Genomic DNA, 18883 nt, shown 5'->3' with positions numbered 1-18883 from the left:
GGTGGAGCACCGCGCCGCCCGCACAGACCCCACCTCCCGACGGCCGCATCGAGCCCCGCCTCGACGCGGCCGTGCCGCACGGAGCCGCGGCGCGGACGGCGTGAACCCGCCAAAGCCACCGCGGGTGCGCGGCGCCGCGGCCGATCTGGTCTGATGGAGGAGTGATCGATGACGCACTCTTCAAGGCGGTCGAGGACACGGTGCGCACGGCCGCTGAGGCGGAGGTCGTGCCGCGCTGGCGACAGCTGGGCGCCGCCGACATCAGCCACAAGACCGGACCGGGGGACCTGGTCACCGTCGCCGACCGCGAGGCCGAACTACGGCTCGCCGAGGAGCTTCCGGCGCTGCTGCCCGGCTCTGTCGTGGTGGGGGAGGAGGCCGTGCACGCCGACCCGGGCATCCTGCACCGCATCGGCGGCGACGACCCGGTGTGGATCGTCGACCCCGTCGACGGCACCGCCAACTTCGTCGCCGGCAGGCCCGAGTTCGCCACGCTCGTCGCGCTCGCCCGCGGTGGCGAGGTCCACGCGTCCTGGACGTACGTGCCGCGCCTGGAGCTGATGGCCACCGCCCGGCGCGGCCGGGGAGCGCTGCTCAACGGCGAGCCGATCCGCACGGCCCGCGACTCCGGCGGGCCCGCGCTCAAGGTCGCCGCCTCGCAGTTCGCCTTCCTCGACGAACAGGAGCGGCACCGGTTCGAGGGGCTCGGCACCGACGGCGTCGAAACCCGCCGGTGCACCTGCGCCGGACTGGACTACCTGGAGGTCGCCCGGGGCGCCATCGACGCCGTCGCCTTCACCTGGGAATCGCCCTGGGACCACGCGGCCGGCGTGCTGCTGGTCGCTGAGGCCGGCGGCGGCAGCCTCACCGCCGAGGGCGTGCCCTTCCGGATCGGCGGCGGCAACGCCTTCCCCTTCTCGGTGGCGCGCGACGAGGCGACCGCGCGACGGGTCGTCGACCTCATGGCAGGTGCCCGATGAGCAGGGCACACGTCACGGACGTCATCGTCGTCGGGGGCGGGCCCAACGGCCTGACCGCCGCGGTCGAACTCGCCCGCGCGGGTCACTCCGTGGAGCTCTTCGAGGCCTCCGACCACGTCGGCGGCGGCGCGCGCACCGAGGAACTGACCCTGCCGGGCTTCCGCCACGACCCCTGCTCCGCCGTGCACCCGCTCGGCGCCGGCTCGCCCGCCTTCAACGCGATGCCGCTCGGCGACCACGGCCTGCGGTGGCTCCACCCCGAGCTGCCGCTCGCGCACCCCTTCGACGACGGCACCGCGGCGGTCCTGGACCGCACCGTCGGGGCGACCGCCGCCTCGCTCGGACCGCGCGACGCGGGCACCTATCGCCGGCTCCTGGCCCCGTACATCGGCCGCTGGAAGACCCTCGCCCACGACTTCCTGCGGCCCCAGTGGCAGGGGCTGCCGCGCGACCCGCTGCGCTTCGCGAGCTTCGGGCTGACCGGGCTGCCGCCGGTGGCCGCGCTCGCCCGGCTGTTCCGCGACGAGAAGGCGCGCGGACTGCTGGCGGGTCTCGCCGCCCATGCCATCGCCCCGCTGACCAGCCCGCTCACCGGTGCGACGGCGCTGCTGTTCGCCGTCTCCGGCCACGAGGTCGGCTGGCCGGTGCCGCGCGGCGGCTCCCAGTCGCTCGCCGATGCCCTCGCCTCCTACCTGCGGCTGCTCGGGGGCACCGTGCACACCGGCGTCATGGTCCGCAAGCTCGACGAGCTGCCGCCGGCGCGCGCCTACGTCTTCGACACCTCGCCGACCGCGCTGGCGCGTATCGCCGGGCTCGGCGACGCGTACCGGAACTACCGCTACGGCCCCGCTGTCTGGAAGATCGACTACGCCCTGGACGGTCCCGTGCCCTGGACCGCCGCCGAGGCCCGCCGGGCCGGCACCGTGCACATCGGGCCCACCATCGGCGAGATCGGCGACGCCCTGAACCGGGCGGTGCGCGGCCGCCCGCCGCAGAGCCCGTTCCTGATCACCGCCCAGCCCACCGTCGTCGACCCCGGGCGCGCCCCGGAGGGCAAGCACGTCTTCTGGGCGTACGGACACGTGCCCAACGGCTGGCGCGGCGACGCCACCGAGGCCGTAGAGCGGCAGATCGAGCGCTTCGCCCCCGGCTTCCGGGACCTCGTCCTCGCCCGGGCGGTCAGCGGCCCGGCCGAACTCGCCGCCCGCAACGCCAACTACGTCGGCGGCGACATCGGCAGCGGGGCCTTCGCCGGCCTGCAGACGGCCTTCCGCCCCAAGCCCAAGTGGAACCCCTACGCCACCTCGCGCCCCGGGGTCTTTCTCTGCTCCTCCGCCAGCCCGCCCGGCCCCGGCGTCCACGGCATGTCCGGCCACCACGCGGCCCGCGCGGTGCGCCGCCACCTGGAGGGGGCCGCCCGCCGCTAGCGCACGCCCCGTCGGCGGCGGCCGGCGGGGCAGCGACTAGCATCGCAGGCATGGAGCAGCGCGTATTGGGCAGGACGGGCCGCAAGGTGTCCGTCGTGGGTCTCGGCACCTGGCAGCTGGGTGCGGACTGGGGAGAGGTCCGCGAGGAGGACGCACTCGCCGTCCTGGACGCGGCCGTGGCGGAGGGCGTGACCTTCTTCGACACGGCCGACGTCTACGGCGACGGCCGCAGCGAGCAGCTGATCGGCCGCTACCTGCGGGAGCGCCCGGACGCCGGGATCTTCGTCGCCACGAAGATGGGCCGCCGGGTCGCCCAGGTCCCCGAGAACTACGTCCTGGACAACTTCCGCGCCTGGAACGACCGGTCCCGGGCCAACCTCGGCGTCGACACCCTCGACCTCGTGCAGCTGCACTGCCCGCCGACCGCCGTCTACTCCTCGGACGCCGTCTTCGACGCCCTCGACACCCTCGTCGAGGAGCAGCGCATCGCGGCCTACGCCGTCAGCGTCGAGACCTGCGAGGAGGCGCTGACCGCGATCGCCCGGCCGGGCGTCGCCAGCGTGCAGATCATCCTCAACGCCTTCCGGCTCAAGCCCCTGGAGCAGGTCCTGCCGGCCGCCGCCGAGGCCGGGGTGGGCATCATCGCCCGTGTGCCCCTCGCCTCCGGCCTGCTGTCCGGCCGGTACACCAAGGACACGGTCTTCCCGGCCGACGACCACCGCACCTACAACCGGCACGGCGAGTCCTTCGACCAGGGCGAGACCTTCTCCGGCGTCGAGTACGCGACCGGGCTGGAGGCCGCCGTCGAGTTCTCCGCCCTCTCCCCGGAGGGCGCGACCCCGGCCCAGACGGCGTTGCGCTGGATCATCCAGCAGCCCGGCGTCACCACCGTGATCCCCGGCGCCCGCTCCGTGGAGCAGGCCCGCGCCAACTCCGAGGCGGCCGCCCTGCCGCCGCTGCCGCAGAGCACGCTGGACGCCGTGCGGGACCTGTACGACCGGCGCATCCGCGCCCAGGTCCACCACCGCTGGTAACCGCCGCGGCCGACCCGCCGTGAGCCGTGCCCCGGACGATCCCCGTCCGGGGCACGGCCCTCAGCCCGCGGCGGCCTCCCGGGCGATCCCGTCCAGGAGCGCGGGCAGCGAAGTCCCGATCGGCTCGCGCACCAGCTCGTCGGCGATCGCGTCGTACGGTGTCGGCTCGGCGTTGACGATCACCAGCCGCGCGCCGTGCTCCGCCGCGATCCCGGCGAGCGACGCGGCCGGCTGCACCTGCAGGCTGGTGCCGACCGCGACGAAGACCGTGCACCCCTTGGCGATGGCCATCGCGTTGCCCAGCACCACCGGGTCCAGCCGCTGCCCGAACATGACGGTCGCCGACTTCAGGACCCCGCCGCACTTCCCGCACGCCGGGTCCGGCTCGCCCGCCCGCACCCGCGCCAGCGCCACGTCCATCGGCGCCCGGTCGTGGCACCGCGTGCACACGACGGAACGGGCCGTGCCGTGCAGCTCCAGCACCTTGCGCTCGGGCAGCCCCGCCATCTGGTGCAGCCCGTCGACGTTCTGCGTGATCACGCGCACCGGCACGCCCGACCGCTCCAGCCGGACGATCGCCTCGTGCGCCTTGTTGGGCCGGGCCTCCAGCGTCGGGCTGTCCATGCGCATCCGCCACGACCTTCGGCGCACGTCGGGGTCGGCCATGTAGTGCTCGTACGTCACGAGCTTCTCGGCCTCCGGGTCGCGCCGCCACAGCCCGCTGGGACCGCGGTAGTCCGGGATGCCGGAGTCGGTGGAGATCCCCGCGCCGCTGAGGATCGCGACAAGCGGCTTCTTCGCGCTCATGCCGCGAGCGTACGCAGACCCGGCGAGCCCCGGCCATCGGGTTTTTCCGCCGGTCGGCCGAGCGCCGCCGGTCAGCCCAGCGCCGTGCGTACGTCCGCGACCAGGGCCGAGGCGTCCTCCACCGCCGCCACCGGGTCGCCGAGGCCGGACAGCACCGCCTCGGCTCGGGCCCGGAAGCCGGACGGGGTGCCCGGGAGCGCGTCCGCGGCGGCGAGTGCGCCCTTCTCGTTGAGGCACCACACGCGGTGGTGGGCGTGAAGGGACTGCGTCAGCACCCCGATCGCCCGCGACAGGCACAGGGCGGCGTGCAGCACGTCCCCGGCGCCCGCGGACTTGCGGGCGTTCACGGCGAGGAAGTCCGCCTCCCAGGAAGCCGCGACGAGGGCCTCGCGCAGCGGCTCCGGGTAGACCAGCGTCGACTCGCGCAGCGCGGTCAGCTCGCCCGCCGGGTCGGCCAGGACGCGGCCGAGGGCGACCTCCCCGGCGTACGCCGGTGACCAGAAGCCGAGCGGATGGCCGGGCTGGACGCCCACCTCGTAGCGGCCGGCGCGGCAGTCGTCCCACACCCGCCGCACACGGTCCAGGTCCCGCAGGATCCAGTCGACCTGCACACCCTCCACGCGCAGCCAGGCCCCGCCGTTCACCCACGGACCCCAGCCGCCGGGGCCGGCGATCTCCACCGGCGCGCCCGTCGCCCCGGCGGCGAGGGCGGCGAGCGCCTCCAGGTCCGGTTCGCCGCGGTAGTACACGCCGAGGTCCCAGTCGGAGTCGGGGCGGTGCGTACCGCGGGCCCGGCTGCCGCCGAGCATCACCGCGACCACGCCGGGGACCCGGGTGAGCGAGTGCGCCATGGAGGAGACAGGGGGTAGTTGTGCGGGCTCGTGGGGCACCGTGCGAGTGTAGGAGCACCCCGGCGCGAGGAGTACTGAATTGTTCACGACCCGGCCCACCCTCCAGGGCACCTTCGGAATGGCCTCCTCCACGCACTGGCTCGCCTCGCAGTCGGCCATGGCCGTGCTGGAGAGCGGCGGCAACGCCTACGACGCCGCGGTGGCCGCCGGGTTCGTCCTGCACGTGGTGGAACCGCACCTCAACGGACCCGCGGGCGAGGTGCCGATCATCGTCGCGCCCGCGGGCGGTCCCGTACGCGTGCTCTGCGGCCAGGGCCCCGCCCCGGCCGGGGCGAGCGTCGATCACTACCGCGCGCTGGGCCTGGAGTTCGTCCCCGGCACGGGCCCGCTCGCCGCCGCCGTGCCCGGTGCCTTCGACGCGTGGATGGTGCTGCTGCGCGACCATGGCACCAAGCCGCTCGCGGACCTGCTCTCCTACGCCATCGGCTACGCCGAGCACGGTCACCCCGCGGTGGAGGCGGTCGGCGCCACGGTCGGCTCCGTCCAGGCGCTGTTCGAAACGGAGTGGACGACCTCCGCCGAGCTGTACCTGGCCGGCGGTCGCCCGCCCCGGCCGGGCGCCCTGCTGCGCAACCCCGATCTCGCCGCCACCTGGCGGCGGTTGCTGCGGGAGACGGAAGCCGCCGGCAGCAGCCGGGAGGCGCAGATCGAGGCGGCGCGACGGGTGTGGCGCGAGGGCTTCATCGGCGAGGCGCTGGCCGCATTCGCCGCCCGCCCCGCGATGGACACCACGGGCGAGCGCCACGCCTCGACCCTGACCGGGGACGACCTCGTCGCGTACGAGGCACGCCACGAGGACCCCGTGACGTTCGACTGGAACGGCTGGACGGTCTGCAAGGCGGGACCCTGGAGCCAGGGCCCGGCCTTCCTGCAGCAACTGGCCCTGCTGCCGCCGGATCCCGCGGACCTGGAGTACGGCTCCGCCGACTACGTGCACACCCTGGTCGAGGGCACCAAGCTCGCTATGGCCGACCGCGAGGCCTGGTACGGCGACGCCGAGGACGGCGTCCCCCTCGCCGAACTGCTGTCGCCCGCCTACAACGACGCGCGTCGCGCCCTGGTCGACCCGGCCAAGGCCTCCCGTGAACTGCGCCCCGGCTGCCCGGGCGGCCGTACGCCGCGGCTGCCGCGTTTCCCGCTCCACGACCCGGCCGCCGCACCGGACTTCGACGCCATGGGCGTCGGAGAGCCCACCGTCGCGCACAACGGCGCGACCCGCGGCGACACCTGCCACCTCGACGTCGTCGACCGGTGGGGCAACATGGTCGCCGCGACCCCCAGCGGCGGCTGGCTCCAGTCCAACCCGGTGGTCCCCGGACTCGGCTTCCCGCTCGGTACCCGCCTGCAGATGACCTGGCTGGAGCCCGGCCTGCCGAACTCCCTCACCCCGGGCCGCCGTCCGCGCACCACGCTCACCCCCTCGCTCGCGCTGCGCGACGGCGTGCCGGTGATGGCCTTCGGCACCCCGGGCGGCGACCAGCAGGACCAGTGGTCGCTGCACTTCTTCCTGGGCGTCGCCCTGCGTGCCCCCGTCCGGGGCGGCCTTGACCTCCAGGGCGCCATCGACGCGCCCAACTGGCACAACGACAGCTTCCCGAGCTCCTTCCACCCCCGGCAGATGCGGCCGGGCAGTGTCACCGTGGAGGGTCGTTTCGGGGAGTCGGTCGTCGCCGGGCTCCGCGGTCGCGGGCACGACGTGACGGTCGGCGCTCCGTGGTCGGAGGGCCGGTTGTGCGCCGTGGCCCGCGACCCGGAGACGGGTGTGCTGTCCTCCGCCGCCAATCCCCGCGGGATGCAGGGTTACGCGGTGGGTCGCTGACCGGCTGCCGGGGGGCGGCCGTTGACCAGTTCGACGGGGCAGGCGCCGTCCTCCAGCGCGGCCAGGGCGGCGCGGACGCGGCGGTAGAGGCCGGGGGAGAGGTACTCCTCGGCCTCCTCCGGCGTCGCCATGCGCCAGGCCGACAACTCCTCCTCCTGCAGCACGATCGCGCCGAGCGCGGCCTCGTCGAGCACCCCGCCGTCGTACATGTACGAGGCCAGCGGCGGCCGCCCCGACGGTCCCTGGACCCAGTCGACGGTGAGCAGGGTGCCCGGCTCGACGTCCAGCCCTATCTCCTCCAGGGTCTCCCGGCGCGCCGCCTCGCGCGGCGTCTCCCCGTCGGCCGACTCGATGGTGCCGCCGGGCAGCACCCACGCGCCGTCCTCGCGGTAGGTGGTCTCGGCGATCAGGATGCGGCCCTCGGCGTCGCGGAAGAGCGTGCTGGCCCCGGCGAGGATCTTGGGCAGGCTGTCGATGTACGCGGAGAAGTCAGTGGTCGTCACGGGCCCCAACCTAGGGGTTCACGGCCCTCGACGGCGGCGGCCACCTGTGCCGGCTCCAGGCATCCGGGAGCGCGGCGGTCGCGTGCCGCGCGGTTCGCGAGCCGCCGCAGCGTCTCGTTGACCGGGACGGGTATCCCGTGGAGCCTCCCCAGCAGCACGATCTCGCCGTTGAGCCAGTCCGCCTCGACGCTCCCGGTGCCGCGGGTCAGGCTCTGCCAGGACGAGCCGCCGCCCCGGGCGAAGCCGTCGACCGGCCGCAGGCTCACCCGGTCCCCGCGGACCGCCGCCTGTTCCTCCTCGCCCACGTACGGGATGCCGGCGGCGTCGAGCACCGCGGCGCCCTCGGCCCTCGCCCGCTCGAGGAGGCCGGCGGCCGCGTCGTCCCAGCCTCCGCACAGCGCCTCGACGGCGTTGCCCAGGTTCGTCAGCAGCTTGGCGTACTTCCAGCGCATCACGTCGGCCACCACCGGGGCGGCGAACGAGGACTTCTCCAGGTCCGCCGAGACGGCCCGCGCGAGGTCGTCAGTGCCGTGCGGGTAGCGGCCCAGATGGAGGATGCCGGTCAGCGGCCCGCAGGGGGCGACCACCTCGCCCGGCTCCAGGTGGGTCGACGGCAGCCACACGCACATTCCGTGGACGTCGCGGAAGCGGCGCAGCGCCATGCGCTCGCCGGCGACGCCGTTCTGGGCGCAGATCACCGGCAGACGGTCCGCCACCGGGGCCCAGGCGGCGAGCGCGGCCTCCGTGTCCTGCGTCTTCACGGCCAGCACCAGCACGTCGTCCGCACGGGGCGCCAGCTCGTCCGGGCCCCCGGCCACCGGGACGGGGAGCTTCAGCGTCCCGTCCGGCGTCCGCAGCGTCAGCCCGCGCTCGCGCAGCGCCTCCAGGTGCGCCCCCCGCGCGACCAGGACGACCTCGTGACCGCTCTCGTACAGCCGGCCGCCGATCGTCGCGCCGACCGCGCCCGCTCCCACAACGATGTATCGCACACGCGGGACCTTACGGCACCAGCACCGCCGTGCGACGGGCGAGTTCGCTGATCGCCACCCCGTCGAAGCCGAACACGGCGCTGCGCACGCGGTCCTCCAGCGGCTCGGTCCACTGCGGCGGGATCGCGGCGGCGCCGCAGAGCACCCCGGCCACCGAACCCGCCGTCGCGCCGCTGGAGTCGGTGTCCAGTCCGCCGCGCACGGTGAGGGCGATCGTGGTGGTGAAGTCGCCCGCGCCGTACAGCAGGCCGGCGGTGACGAGCGCGGCGTTGGGGACGGTGTGGATCCAGTGCATTCCGCGGGTCTCCTCGTCCAGTTCCGCCATCGTCCCGGCCCAGTCCAGCCCCGCCTCGTGCAGCGCCATGGTGCGCCGCACGGTGCGGGCCAGCCGGCTGCCCGGTGGGATCTGCTGCAGCGCCGCCTCCAGCGCCGCCCGGGCGTCGGGCGCCGTGAAGGCCGCCGCGATCAGCGCCGCCGCCCACATCGCGCCGTAGACCCCGTTGCCCGTGTGCGAGAGCACCGCGTCCCGTCGGGCGAGCGAGGCGGCCCGCCGCGGATCGCCGGGGGAGGTCCAGCCGTGGATGTCGGCGCGGATCAGCGCACCGATCCACTCCTGGTACGGGTTGCCGGCCGTGGCCGTCAGCGGCGGCTTCAGCCCGCCCGCGAGATTGCGGTACGCCGCCCGCTCGGCGGTGAAGGTCTGCAGGTAGGGCAGGCGCAGCAGCCACAACTCGCCGACCTGCTCGGTGGTGAAGTCCGGGCCGTAGGTCTCCAGCAGGTCGAGCCCCAGGATCGCGTAGTCGACGTCGTCGTCCCGTGCGCTGCCGTGGATGTTGCCACGGGTGCACTGCGGCCACTCCGGGCGCAGTGCGAACTCGGCCGGGTCCGGCGGCGGGTCCAGCGCCGGGATGTAGTCGGTCAGCGGCAGTGCCCCGGCCCGGCGCAGGTAGCGGTCGATGCGCTCGCGGGTCCAGTGGTCGCCGCGCTCGACGGGCTTGCCGAGCATGTTGCCGGCGATCCGGCCGAGCCAGCCGCCGAGTACGCGGTCTTCGAGAGAGAGGGCCATGCATCCGGTGTACCGTCCGGGCGCCCCGGGATAGGGTCCAAGCGGCGCGACCTGCCGTAGGGAGATCAATGTGACGGACGCACGGCCCGTGCGGGTGCTCATCGCAGCGGACAAGTTCAAGGGGTCGCTCACCGCAGTCGAGGTGGCGGAGCGGCTCGGGGCGGGGCTGCGGCGGGCCGCCCCCGGTCTTGTCGTCGAGTCCGTGCCGGTGGCCGACGGCGGGGACGGCACGGTGGACGCCGCCGTCGCCGCGGGATTCGAACGGCGGCTGGTGGAGGTCACCGGGCCGCTGGGGGAACCGGTCACGGCCGCGTACGCACTGCGCGACGGCACCGCCGTGGTGGAGATGGCCGAGGCCTCGGGCCTGCGGCACCTGCCGCCGGGCGTCTTCGCGCCGCTGACGGCGACCACTCGCGGCACCGGCGAGCTGCTGCGGGCCGCGCTCGACGCGGGAGCGCGGTCCCTGGTGCTCGGCGTCGGCGGCAGCGCGACCAACGACGGGGGCGCGGGCATGCTCGTCGCGCTCGGCGCCCGGCTGCTGGACGGCCGGGGCGAACCGGTGGGCCCGGGCGGCGCGGCGCTCGCCGGGCTGGCCTCGGCGGACCTGTCGGGCCTCGACCCGAGGCTCGCCACCACCGAGGTCGTCCTCGCCGGCGACGTCGACAACCCGCTGCTCGGCCCCAAGGGCGCCGCCGCCGTCTACGGGCCCCAGAAGGGCGCCGCACAGAAGGACGTGGCGACGCTGGACGCGGCGCTCGCCCACTACGCGGAGGTGCTGGGTGCCGGTGCGGCCGCCGAGGCCCCCGGGGCCGGTGCGGCCGGCGGGGTCGGGTTCGGGGCGCTGGTTGGCCTGGGTGCCTCCTTCCGGCCCGGCGTCCAGGTGCTCCTGGACATGCTCGGCTTCGCGGCGGCCCTGGAGCGGGCCGACCTGGTGATCACCGGCGAGGGCTCGCTGGACGAGCAGACCCTGCACGGCAAGGCCCCGGCCGGGGTCGCGGCCGCCGCCCGTGCCCGGGACGTGGACGTGGTCGCCGTCTGCGGCCGGCTCGCGCTGTCCGGGGCGGCGCTGGCAGCCGCGGGGATCCGGCGGGCGTACGCCCTGACGGACCTCGAGCCGGATCCGGTGCGCTGCATGGCGGAGGCCGGGCCGCTGCTGGAGCGGCTCGCCGGGGACATCGCGCGCGACCTGCCGGCCTGACCCGGGAACGCCAGGGCCCCGAGCCTTCACTTCACGGCTCGGGGCCCTGGCCAGGTAGCTCGTACGGCTACGGAAGCTGCGCCGTACGCGCCTCGCGGCGGTTGTTGCGGATCGTGTTGACCCGCCGGGTCGTCGCGAAGAGCGGGATCACCGCAGCGGCGCAGATCTGCAGGGCCGCGCCCGTCTGGAGCAGGACGTCGCCACCGGGGACGGCGAACGCCCAGCAGACCAGACAGCCCATGCTCAGCACGATCCAGGCGAGCGTGATCGTCGCGAGCCGGCCCCGGGGCTTCGGGTACTCGACCCGGCTGACCATCAGCCACGCCACACCGACGATGGCCAGCACCGTGGGGATGAAGGGCAGCTCCAGCAGCACGACCGAGATCACCGTCATCGCCCCGAAGGGGCTCGGCATGCCCTGGAAGATCCCCTCCCGCACCGTCGTGCAGGAGAAGCGGGCCAGGCGCAGGACGACCGCGAGCAGCACCACGACCGCCGCCACCGCCGACACCTTGCCGTAAGGGTCGTTCGAGATGAGGCCCCAGACGACGACGAAGTAGGCGGGGGCCAGGCCGAAGCTGATCAGGTCGGACAGGTTGTCCAGCTCCGCGCCCATCGCCGAGCTGCGCAGCTTGCGCGCCACGAGCCCGTCGAAGAGGTCGAAGACGGAGGCCATGAGCATCAGCAGCACGGCGGTGGCGGCGCTGTGCCGCGTCATGCCGCCGTCGGTGTTGCCCATCAGGTGCGGGACGAGCACCCCGGTGGTGGTGAAGTACACCGCCATGAATCCGCAGATCGCGTTGCCGAGGGTGAGGCCGTCCGCTATCGACAGCCGCGTCGACAGCGGCATGTCATCATCGTCGTCCTCGTCCACCGACGCGACCCACGGTGCCTGGGTGTCGGGATCAATCACGGTCAAGGCGCGTCACCCCAGCCACGGTGGTCTGGCCGACCTCGACGGCGGGCTCCACGCCCTCCGGCAGGTAGATGTCCACGCGGGAGCCGAAGCGGATCAGGCCGATGCGCTCGCCCTGTTCCACCTTGGTGCCCTGCGGTACGTAAGGGACGATGCGGCGCGCCACGGCCCCGGCGATCTGCACCATCTCGATGTCGCCGAGCTCCGTGTCGAAGTGCCAGACGACGCGCTCGTTGTTCTCGCTCTCCTTGTTGAACGCCGGGACGAATCCGCCGGGGATGTGCTCCACGGACGTGACCGTGCCGGCGAGCGGCGCGCGGTTCACGTGGACGTTCAGCGGGCTCATGAAGATCGCGACGCGGGTGCGTCCGTCCTTCCACGGCATGATGCTCTGCACCACACCGTCGGCCGGCGAGATGACGCGGCCCTGGGCGATCTCGCGCTCGGGGTCGCGGAAGAACCACAGCATGCCCGCCGCGAGGGCGGTGGTGGGGACGGCCACGGCCGCCCAGCGCCCGGAGCGGCGGGCACGGACCAGGCTGACCGCCGCGGTGGCCACGGTCGGGAGGAGCCACGGCGACGCTCCGCGCGCGAGGCGTACGCCGGCCCGGCTGTCGCGTTGTGCAGAGGAATGGCTGTGGGGCATGGAAGACCTTCGTAGCGGAGGGTGCCGCAAAGATGGTGCTGGGGACGGCGGCTTTCCGTGAATGGTATCGGGAGTGACCGGCAACTGGGCAAGCCAGCAGTTGAGTCAGTGGCCGGTATTTGATGACTGGGTGTGACCTTTGGTTCGCGCAAAGTGTCACAACCCAGACATTCACCCCTGGATTCGGTACTCCTCGAGCAGCCGGCGACCGATGATCATTTTCTGGATCTCGGCGGTGCCCTCACCGATGAGCAGCATCGGGGCCTCGCGGTAGAGGCGCTCGATCTCGTACTCCTTGGAGAAGCCGTAGCCGCCGTGGATGCGGAAGGCGTCCTCCACGACCTCCTTGCAGTACTCCGAGGCCAGGTACTTCGCCATACCGGCCTCGAGGTCGTTGCGCTGGCCGGAATCCTTCTTACGGGCCGCGTTCACCATCAGCGCGTGGGCGGCCTCGACCTTGGTGGCCATCTCGGAGAGCTTGAACTGGATCGCCTGGTGCTGCGCGATCGGCTTGCCGAAGGTCTGCCGCTGCTGGGCGTACGCGATCCCCAGTTCGAAGGCGCGCTGTGCGACTCCGCAGCCGCGGGCGGCCACGTTGACCCGGCCGACCTCGACACCGTCCATCATTTGGTAAAAACCGCGACCGCTCTGACCGCCCAGGACGCGATTTGACGGAATCTTCACATCCTCGAGGATGAGTTCGGTCGTGTCGACGCCCTTGTACCCCATCTTCTCGATCTTGCCGGGCACGGTGAGGCCCTTCACCTTCGGGTTCGGGCCGAAGCCCGGCTCCTTCTCGATGAGGAAGGTCGTCATGGACTTGTGCGGGGCCGCGCCCTCCGGCTGGCCCTCGTCGGTCCGGCAGAGCACGGCGACGAGGTTGGAGGTGCCGCCGTTGGTCAGCCACATCTTCTGGCCGTTGATGACGTAGTCGTCGCCGTCCCGGACCGCCTTGGTGCGGATCGCGGAGACGTCGGAGCCGAGGCCCGGCTCGGACATCGAGAAGGCGCCGCGCACCTCGCCGGTGGCCATGCGGGGCAGGAAGTGGTCCTTCTGCTCCTGGGTGCCGTGCTGCTTGAGCATGTAGGCGACGATGAAGTGCGTGTTGATGATGCCCGACACGCTCATCCAGCCGCGGGCGATCTCCTCGACCGTCAGGGCGTAGGTGAGCAGGGACTCCCCGAGACCGCCGTATTCCTCGGGGATCATCAGGCCGAAGATGCCGAGTTCCTTGAGCCCCTCGACGATGTCGGTGGGGTACTCGTCCTTGTGCTCCAGCTCGTTGGCGACCGGGATGATCTCCTTGTCGACGAAGCTGCGGACGGTGGAGAGGATCTCCTGCTGGATGTCGGTCAGCCCGTCGGTCTGCGCGAGGCGGCTCATGTCTGCTGTCTCCTAGGCGTTCATCTCGGGACCAGGGGTACCGCCCCGCAGGGGCGCCGATTGGGGGTGGTGGGGGGAGACGGGCGGGCGGCCGGGCTGCTCGCCGCCGCGCTCCTTGATGTACGTGGCGGTGGGGACCATCACCTTGCGGCGGAAGACGCACACCAGGGTGCCGTCCTGCTTGTAGCCCTTGGTCTCCACGTGGACGATCCCGCGGTCGTCCTTCGACTTCGACGGCCGCTTGTCCAGCACGGTCGTCTCGCCGTAGATGGTGTCGCCGTGGAAGGTCGGCGCCACGTGCTTCAGCGACTCGATCTCCAGGTTGGCGATCGCCTTGCCGGAGACGTCCGGCACCGACATGCCGAGCAGCAGGGAGTAGACGTAGTTCCCCACGACCACGTTCTTCCCGAAGTCGGTGGTCTTCTCGGCGTAGTTCGCGTCCATGTGGAGCGGGTGGTGGTTCATGGTCAGGAGGCAGAAGAGGTGGTCGTCGTACTCGGTGACCGTCTTCCCGGGCCAGTGCTTGTAGACGGCCCCGACCTCGAACTCTTCATACGTACGGCCGAACTGCATTTCTCCTACGCCTCCGGGGTGTCGAACGTGTTCGTACGGGTGTGCGCCGCGGGGGTCATGCGGCGACCTCCAGCGGCTCCAGTTTGTTGGCCCTGCGGATCTCGTCCACGATCCTGCCGATGATCTCGGTGATCCCGAAATCCTTCGGCGTGAACACGGCCGCGACGCCGGACTCGACCAGCTTGGCCGCGTCCGCCGGCGGGATGATGCCGCCCGCGATGACCGGCACGTCGTCCACCCCGGCCCGGCGCAGCCGGTTCAGCACGTCCGGCACCAGCTCGGCGTGCGAGCCGGATAGGACCGACAGTCCCACGCAGTGCACGTCCTCGGCGACCGCTGCCGAGACGATCTGCTCGGGCGTCAGCCGGATGCCCTGGTAGACCACCTCGAAGCCGGCGTCGCGAGCCCGTACGGCGATCTGCTCGGCGCCGTTGGAGTGACCGTCCAAGCCGGGCTTGCCCACCAGCAGCCGCAGCTTGCCGGCGCCCAGCTCCTCGGCGGTCAGCGCCACCTTGCGGCGCACCGCGGCCAGCGGCGTGCCCGGCTCGGCGGTGACCGCGACGGGGGCGCTGCTCACCCCCGTCGGTGCGCGGAACTCGCCGAAAACGTCGCGCAGCGCCCAGGACCACTCGCCCGTGGTGACCCCCGCCCGGGCGCACTCCAAGGTGGCCTCCATGAGGTTGCCGGTGCCTGCGGCCGCGGCCTTGAGGGCCTCCAGCGACCGCTGCGCCCGCACCTCGTCCCGGTTGTCGCGCCACTCGTGGAGGGCGGCGACGACCCGCGCCTCGTTCTCCGGGTCGACGGTCATGATGGCGCCGTCCAGGTCGGAGGTGAGGGGGCTGGGCTCGGTGTCCTGGTAGCAGTTGACGCCGATGACCTTCTCCTCGCCGGACTCGATCCGCGCCCGGCGCTCGGCGTGCGAGGAGACCAGCTGCGACTTCAGGTAGCCGGACTCCACGGCGGCCATGGCGCCGCCCATCTCCTGGATGTGCTCGATCTCGGCGAGGGACCGCTCGACGAGCTCGGCGACCTTCGCCTCGACGACGTGGCTGCCGTCGAAGATGTCGCCGTACTCCAGCAGGTCGCTCTCGTGGGCCAGTACCTGCTGGATGCGCAGGGACCACTGCTGGTCCCAGGGGCGCGGCAGGCCGAGCGCCTCGTTCCAGGCCGGCAGCTGCACGGCGCGGGCCCGGGCGTCCTTGGAGAGCGTCACGGCCAGCATTTCCAGCACGATGCGCTGGACGTTGTTCTCCGGCTGGGCCTCGGTGAGGCCGAGGGAGTTGACCTGGACCCCGTAGCGGAAGCGGCGCTGCTTGGGGTCCTCGATCCCGTAGCGCTCGTGGGTGACCTCGTCCCAGATGCGGGTGAAGGCCCTCATCTTGCACATCTCCTCGACGAAGCGGACGCCCGCGTTCACGAAGAAGGAGATGCGCGCGACGACGTCGCCCATCCGCTCCTGCGGGACCTGGCCGGAGTCGCGGACCGCGTCGAGGACGGCGATCGCGGTGGACACGGAGTACGCGATCTCCTGCACCGGCGTGGCCCCGGCCTCCTGCAGGTGGTAGCTGCAGATGTTGATGGGGTTCCACTTGGGGATGTGGTTGACCGTGTAGGCGATCATGTCCGTCGTGAGGCGGAGCGACGGGCCGGGCGGGAAGACGTATGTGCCGCGCGACAGGTACTCCTTGACGATGTCGTTCTGCGTCGTCCCCTGGAGCCTGGTGACGTCGGCGCCCTGCTCCTCGGCGACCACCTGGTAGAGCGCGAGCAGCCACATGGCGCTGGCGTTGATGGTCATCGAGGTGTTCATCTCCTCCAGGGGGATGTCCTGGAAGAGCCGGCGCATGTCGCCGAGGTGGGCGACCGGGACCCCGACCCGGCCGACCTCGCCGCGGGCCAGGATGTGGTCGGGGTCGTACCCGGTCTGCGTCGGGAGGTCGAACGCGACCGACAGGCCGGTCTGGCCCTTGGCGAGGTTACGCCGGTACAGGGCGTTGGACGCCTCCGCGGTGGAGTGCCCCGCGTACGTCCGCATCAGCCACGGACGATCCTTCTGACGCTCGCTCATGCTCGTTCCCGTTCTCAGACGTTCCGGAAGCGGTTGATGGCGTCGATGTGCTTGGCCCGCATCGCCTCGTCGCGGACGCCGAGGCCCTCCTCCGGGGCGAGGGCGAGCACGCCGACCTTGCCCTGGTGGACGTTGCGGTGCACGTCCTGCGCGGCCTGGCCGGTCTCCTCCAGGCGGTACGTCTTCGACAGCGTGGGGTGGATCTTGCCCTTGGCGATGAGCCGGTTGGCCTCCCACGCCTCGCGGTAGTTCGCGAAGTGCGAGCCGATGATGCGCTTGAGCGACATCCAGAGGTAGCGGTTGTCGTACTCGTGGTTGTAGCCGGACGTCGAGGCGCAGGTGACGATGGTGCCGCCCTTGCGCGTGACATAGACCGAGGCGCCGAAGGTCTCGCGACCGGGGTGCTCGAAGACGATGTCGACGTCCTCGCCGCCGGTGAGCTCGCGGATGCGCTTGCCGAAGCGCTTCCACTCCCTTGGGTCCTGGTTGTGCTCGTCCTTCCAGAACCGGTAGTCCTCGGCGGTGCGGTCGATGATGGCCTCGGCGCCCATGCTGCGGCAGATCTCCGCCTTCTGCGGGGAGGAGACCACGCAGATCGGGTTGGCGCCGCCGGCCAGCGCGAACTGGGTGGCGTAGCTGCCGAGGCCGCCGCTGGCGCCCCAGATCAGGACGTTGTCGCCCTGCTTCATGCCGGCGCCGTTGCGGGAGACCAGCTGCCGGTAGGCGGTGGAGTTCACCAGGCCCGGCGCCGCGGCCTCCTCCCAGCTGAGGTGCTTGGGCTTGGGCATCAGCTGGTTCGACTTGACCAGCGCGATCTCGGCGAGGCCGCCGAAATTGGTCTCGAAGCCCCAGATGCGCTGCTCGGGGTCGAGCATCGTGTCGTTGTGGCCGTCCGCGGACTCCAGTTCGACGGACAGGCAGTGCGCGACGACCTCGTCACCGGGCTTCCAGGCGTTCACGCCGGGGCCGGTGCGCAGGACCACGCCCGCCAGGTCGGAGCCGATGACGTGGTAGGGCAGGTCATGGCGCCTGGTCAGCGGGGAGAGCCTGCCGTACCGCTCGAGGAAATCGAACGTCGACACCGGCTCGAAGATCGAGGTCCACACCGAGTTGTAGTTGACCGAGCTGGCCATGACGGCCACCAGGGCCTCGCCCGGGCCGAGCTCGGGCACGGGCACCTCGTCCAGGTGCAGCGACTTGCGCGGATCCTTCTCGCGGCTGTCCACGCCCTCGAACATGCCGGCCTCGTCCTTGTGGACGGTGATGGCGCGGTACGACTCGGGCAGCGGCAGCGCGGCGAAGTCCGCGGCCGTGCTTTCGGACGCCATGATGGCGTCGAGGATGTCCTTCACGGTGATGCCTCCGGCGAAGCGCGACGTAGGGACGCTTGGGGGAACGTCGGGGGTTTGCTGAGGGTGGTGCCGTCGGTTCGGCGGTGGTGCTGCTGTCCGTGGCGGTCGCACGGATGGAGCGGAGCGCGTGGTGGCGCGGTGAATGCCTGTGACGCAGGCGCCCGGGCCTTGGGGACAGACGGCGTGCGACGGATCCCAGCACGCCGCCCGCCCGGACAGTTCTCACGGTATGGCACCGCGTGCCACCCTGCAAGACACTGCGTGCCAACAATTTTTCTCAGATGGCACCATGGCTTCACGTTTGAGCGACACAGGAAGGCGCCCCCGGCACGAGGGCCTGGGGGCGCCGGTGGGATGCCGGAGGCGCAGGAGGACGCCGGAGGCTCGAGCGGGCCGCTACGCGCCCTTGAGGGCCTTTTCGATCGTCCGCATGACCTCGGCAGGCGAGGCGTCCGTGCGGGCCACGGCCACGATGACCTCGCCCTGCTGTGAGGCGAGCACCGGGGCGGGGGCGGGCGCGGGGCGGCGGCCGATGCCGGTGCCGAAGGTCTGCTTGATCACCTCGAAGGCGTGGTCGAGCTGCGCCTCGACGTCGCCCTTGCCGCCGGCGCGGAGCCAGCGCCGCAGCACGTGGTTGTGGGCCGCGACGACGGCGGAGGCGGCGACCTCTGCCAGCAGCGGGTCGTCGTCCCCGTCGTGGTGGGCGCCCTCGTCGAAGTGGCCCAGCAGATAGCGGGTGAACAGCCGTTCGTAGCGGGCCACCGAGGCGATCTCGCGTTCCCGCAGGATCGGGATCTCGCGGGTCAGGCGATAGCGCTCCACGGAGACCTCGGGAGCCTCGGCGTACATGCGCAGCACCTCGGTGATGCCGCGGCACACCGTGTCGAGCGGGTGCTCGTGCGGTTCGGCGGAGTCAAGCACCTGCCCCACGCGTACCAGGGTGTCGTCGTGGTCGGGGAAGATCGCCTCTTCCTTGGAGCGGAAGTGCCGGAAGAACGTCCTGCGAGCGACCCCCGCCGCCGCGGCGATCTCGTCGACCGTGGTCGCCTCGTACCCCTGGGTCGCGAACAGGTGCATCGCCGCGGCGGCCAGTTCCTGGCGGACACGATGGCGCTGGGCGGTGGTGGAGGACGCACGGGCGGGCTTCACGGGCTGGGGCATACCGCGAACGTACTGCATTCCCGCTGAACCGTGGGCCGGGCCCGGCTTCC

General features: G+C 72.5%; 17 protein-coding genes. 5 read left to right on the top strand and 12 right to left on the bottom strand.

All coding sequences use genetic code 11. The annotated features are described in order from the left end of the window. The first annotated feature begins 161 nt into the window (after nucleotides 1-161). From ACRWNP_RS23445 to ACRWNP_RS23435, 3 genes are read left to right on the top strand one after another with little or no spacing between them, the layout of a single operon-like run. Entirely contained in the window at nucleotides 162-980 is an 819-nt protein-coding gene (locus ACRWNP_RS23445) for an inositol monophosphatase family protein (protein ID WP_431964424.1), read from the top strand. Next, nucleotides 977-2407, top strand: coding sequence for a phytoene desaturase family protein (locus ACRWNP_RS23440; protein ID WP_431964422.1), 1431 nt, complete (start codon nucleotides 977-979; stop codon nucleotides 2405-2407). Before ACRWNP_RS23445 ends, ACRWNP_RS23440 begins: the two co-directional genes overlap by 4 nt. A gap of 50 nt (nucleotides 2408-2457) precedes the next feature. Further along, on the top strand, nucleotides 2458-3441 hold the full coding sequence (locus ACRWNP_RS23435) for an aldo/keto reductase (RefSeq protein ID WP_431964420.1): 984 nt from the start codon (nucleotides 2458-2460) through the stop codon (nucleotides 3439-3441). A 60-nt stretch (nucleotides 3442-3501) separates the two neighbouring features. Here the strand turns inward: ACRWNP_RS23435 and ACRWNP_RS23430 are convergent, their stop codons facing one another. Further along, nucleotides 3502-4248 carry an SIR2 family NAD-dependent protein deacylase gene (locus ACRWNP_RS23430; protein ID WP_431964418.1) on the bottom strand — a complete coding sequence of 249 codons (747 nt, stop codon included), beginning with the start codon at nucleotides 4246-4248 and terminating at the stop codon, nucleotides 3502-3504. Between the two features lie 71 nt (nucleotides 4249-4319). Continuing rightward, the gene (locus tag ACRWNP_RS23425; protein WP_431964430.1) at nucleotides 4320-5099 is read right to left on the bottom strand and encodes a nucleotidyltransferase domain-containing protein; all 780 of its coding nucleotides are present in this window, start codon (nucleotides 5097-5099) and stop codon (nucleotides 4320-4322) included. 79 nt (nucleotides 5100-5178) lie between these two features. Between ACRWNP_RS23425 and ACRWNP_RS23420 the strand changes: the two genes are divergently transcribed. Beyond that, entirely contained in the window at nucleotides 5179-6978 is a 1800-nt protein-coding gene (locus ACRWNP_RS23420; protein ID WP_431964416.1) for a gamma-glutamyltransferase family protein, read from the top strand. On the opposite strand, the gene ACRWNP_RS23415 is transcribed toward ACRWNP_RS23420, so the two are convergent. The 3 genes from ACRWNP_RS23415 to ACRWNP_RS23405 are packed head-to-tail and all read right to left on the bottom strand — an operon-like array spanning nucleotide 6960 to nucleotide 9536. Further along, entirely contained in the window at nucleotides 6960-7481 is a 522-nt protein-coding gene (locus ACRWNP_RS23415; protein ID WP_431964414.1) for an NUDIX domain-containing protein, read from the bottom strand. The two genes, ACRWNP_RS23420 and ACRWNP_RS23415, sit on opposite strands and share 19 nt — an antisense overlap. After that, complete coding sequence (locus ACRWNP_RS23410; protein WP_431964412.1) at nucleotides 7478-8470, bottom strand: ketopantoate reductase family protein; 993 nt, start codon at nucleotides 8468-8470, stop codon at nucleotides 7478-7480. Before ACRWNP_RS23410 ends, ACRWNP_RS23415 begins: the two co-directional genes overlap by 4 nt. Before the next feature lie 10 nt (nucleotides 8471-8480). Next, complete coding sequence (locus ACRWNP_RS23405; protein WP_431964410.1) at nucleotides 8481-9536, bottom strand: ADP-ribosylglycohydrolase family protein; 1056 nt, start codon at nucleotides 9534-9536, stop codon at nucleotides 8481-8483. Nucleotides 9537-9630: 94 nt separating this feature from the next. On the opposite strand from ACRWNP_RS23405, the gene ACRWNP_RS23400 reads away from it, so the two are divergent. Beyond that, nucleotides 9631-10734 (top strand): glycerate kinase, encoded by a 1104-nt coding sequence (locus ACRWNP_RS23400; RefSeq protein ID WP_431964428.1) that lies wholly within the window; start codon nucleotides 9631-9633, stop codon nucleotides 10732-10734. 67 nt (nucleotides 10735-10801) lie between these two features. Here the strand turns inward: ACRWNP_RS23400 and pssA are convergent, their stop codons facing one another. The 7 genes from pssA to ACRWNP_RS23365 all read right to left on the bottom strand — a co-directional run bounded on the left by pssA (nucleotide 10802) and on the right by ACRWNP_RS23365 (nucleotide 18833). Next, entirely contained in the window at nucleotides 10802-11653 is an 852-nt protein-coding gene (pssA, locus tag ACRWNP_RS23395) for a CDP-diacylglycerol--serine O-phosphatidyltransferase (RefSeq protein WP_431964408.1), read from the bottom strand. Further along, nucleotides 11640-12296, bottom strand: a complete 657-nt coding sequence (locus ACRWNP_RS23390) for a phosphatidylserine decarboxylase (RefSeq protein ID WP_018561003.1) — start codon at nucleotides 12294-12296, stop codon at nucleotides 11640-11642. The genes pssA and ACRWNP_RS23390 overlap by 14 nt, the downstream gene beginning before the upstream one ends. 171 nt (nucleotides 12297-12467) lie before the next feature. Further along, the gene (locus ACRWNP_RS23385) at nucleotides 12468-13679 is read right to left on the bottom strand and encodes an acyl-CoA dehydrogenase family protein (protein ID WP_431964405.1); all 1212 of its coding nucleotides are present in this window, start codon (nucleotides 13677-13679) and stop codon (nucleotides 12468-12470) included. A 12-nt stretch (nucleotides 13680-13691) separates the two neighbouring features. Beyond that, entirely contained in the window at nucleotides 13692-14252 is a 561-nt protein-coding gene (locus ACRWNP_RS23380) for a MaoC family dehydratase (RefSeq protein ID WP_431964403.1), read from the bottom strand. Between the two features lie 55 nt (nucleotides 14253-14307). After that, nucleotides 14308-16320, bottom strand: coding sequence for a protein meaA (locus ACRWNP_RS23375; RefSeq protein ID WP_431964401.1), 2013 nt, complete (start codon nucleotides 16318-16320; stop codon nucleotides 14308-14310). A gap of 14 nt (nucleotides 16321-16334) precedes the next feature. Next, nucleotides 16335-17672, bottom strand: a complete 1338-nt coding sequence (ccrA, locus tag ACRWNP_RS23370; RefSeq protein WP_431964399.1) for a crotonyl-CoA carboxylase/reductase — start codon at nucleotides 17670-17672, stop codon at nucleotides 16335-16337. A 396-nt stretch (nucleotides 17673-18068) separates the two neighbouring features. Further along, on the bottom strand, nucleotides 18069-18833 hold the full coding sequence (locus ACRWNP_RS23365; RefSeq protein WP_431964397.1) for a TetR/AcrR family transcriptional regulator: 765 nt from the start codon (nucleotides 18831-18833) through the stop codon (nucleotides 18069-18071). Between the last annotated feature and the right edge of the window lie 50 nt (nucleotides 18834-18883).

Origin of the sequence: Actinacidiphila sp. bgisy160, assembly GCF_965342435.1 — a bacterium.
Taxonomy (GTDB): domain Bacteria; phylum Actinomycetota; class Actinomycetes; order Streptomycetales; family Streptomycetaceae; genus Actinacidiphila.
Note: the sequence above shows the minus strand (reverse complement) of the source record. Positions and strands in the feature narration are given on the sequence as shown.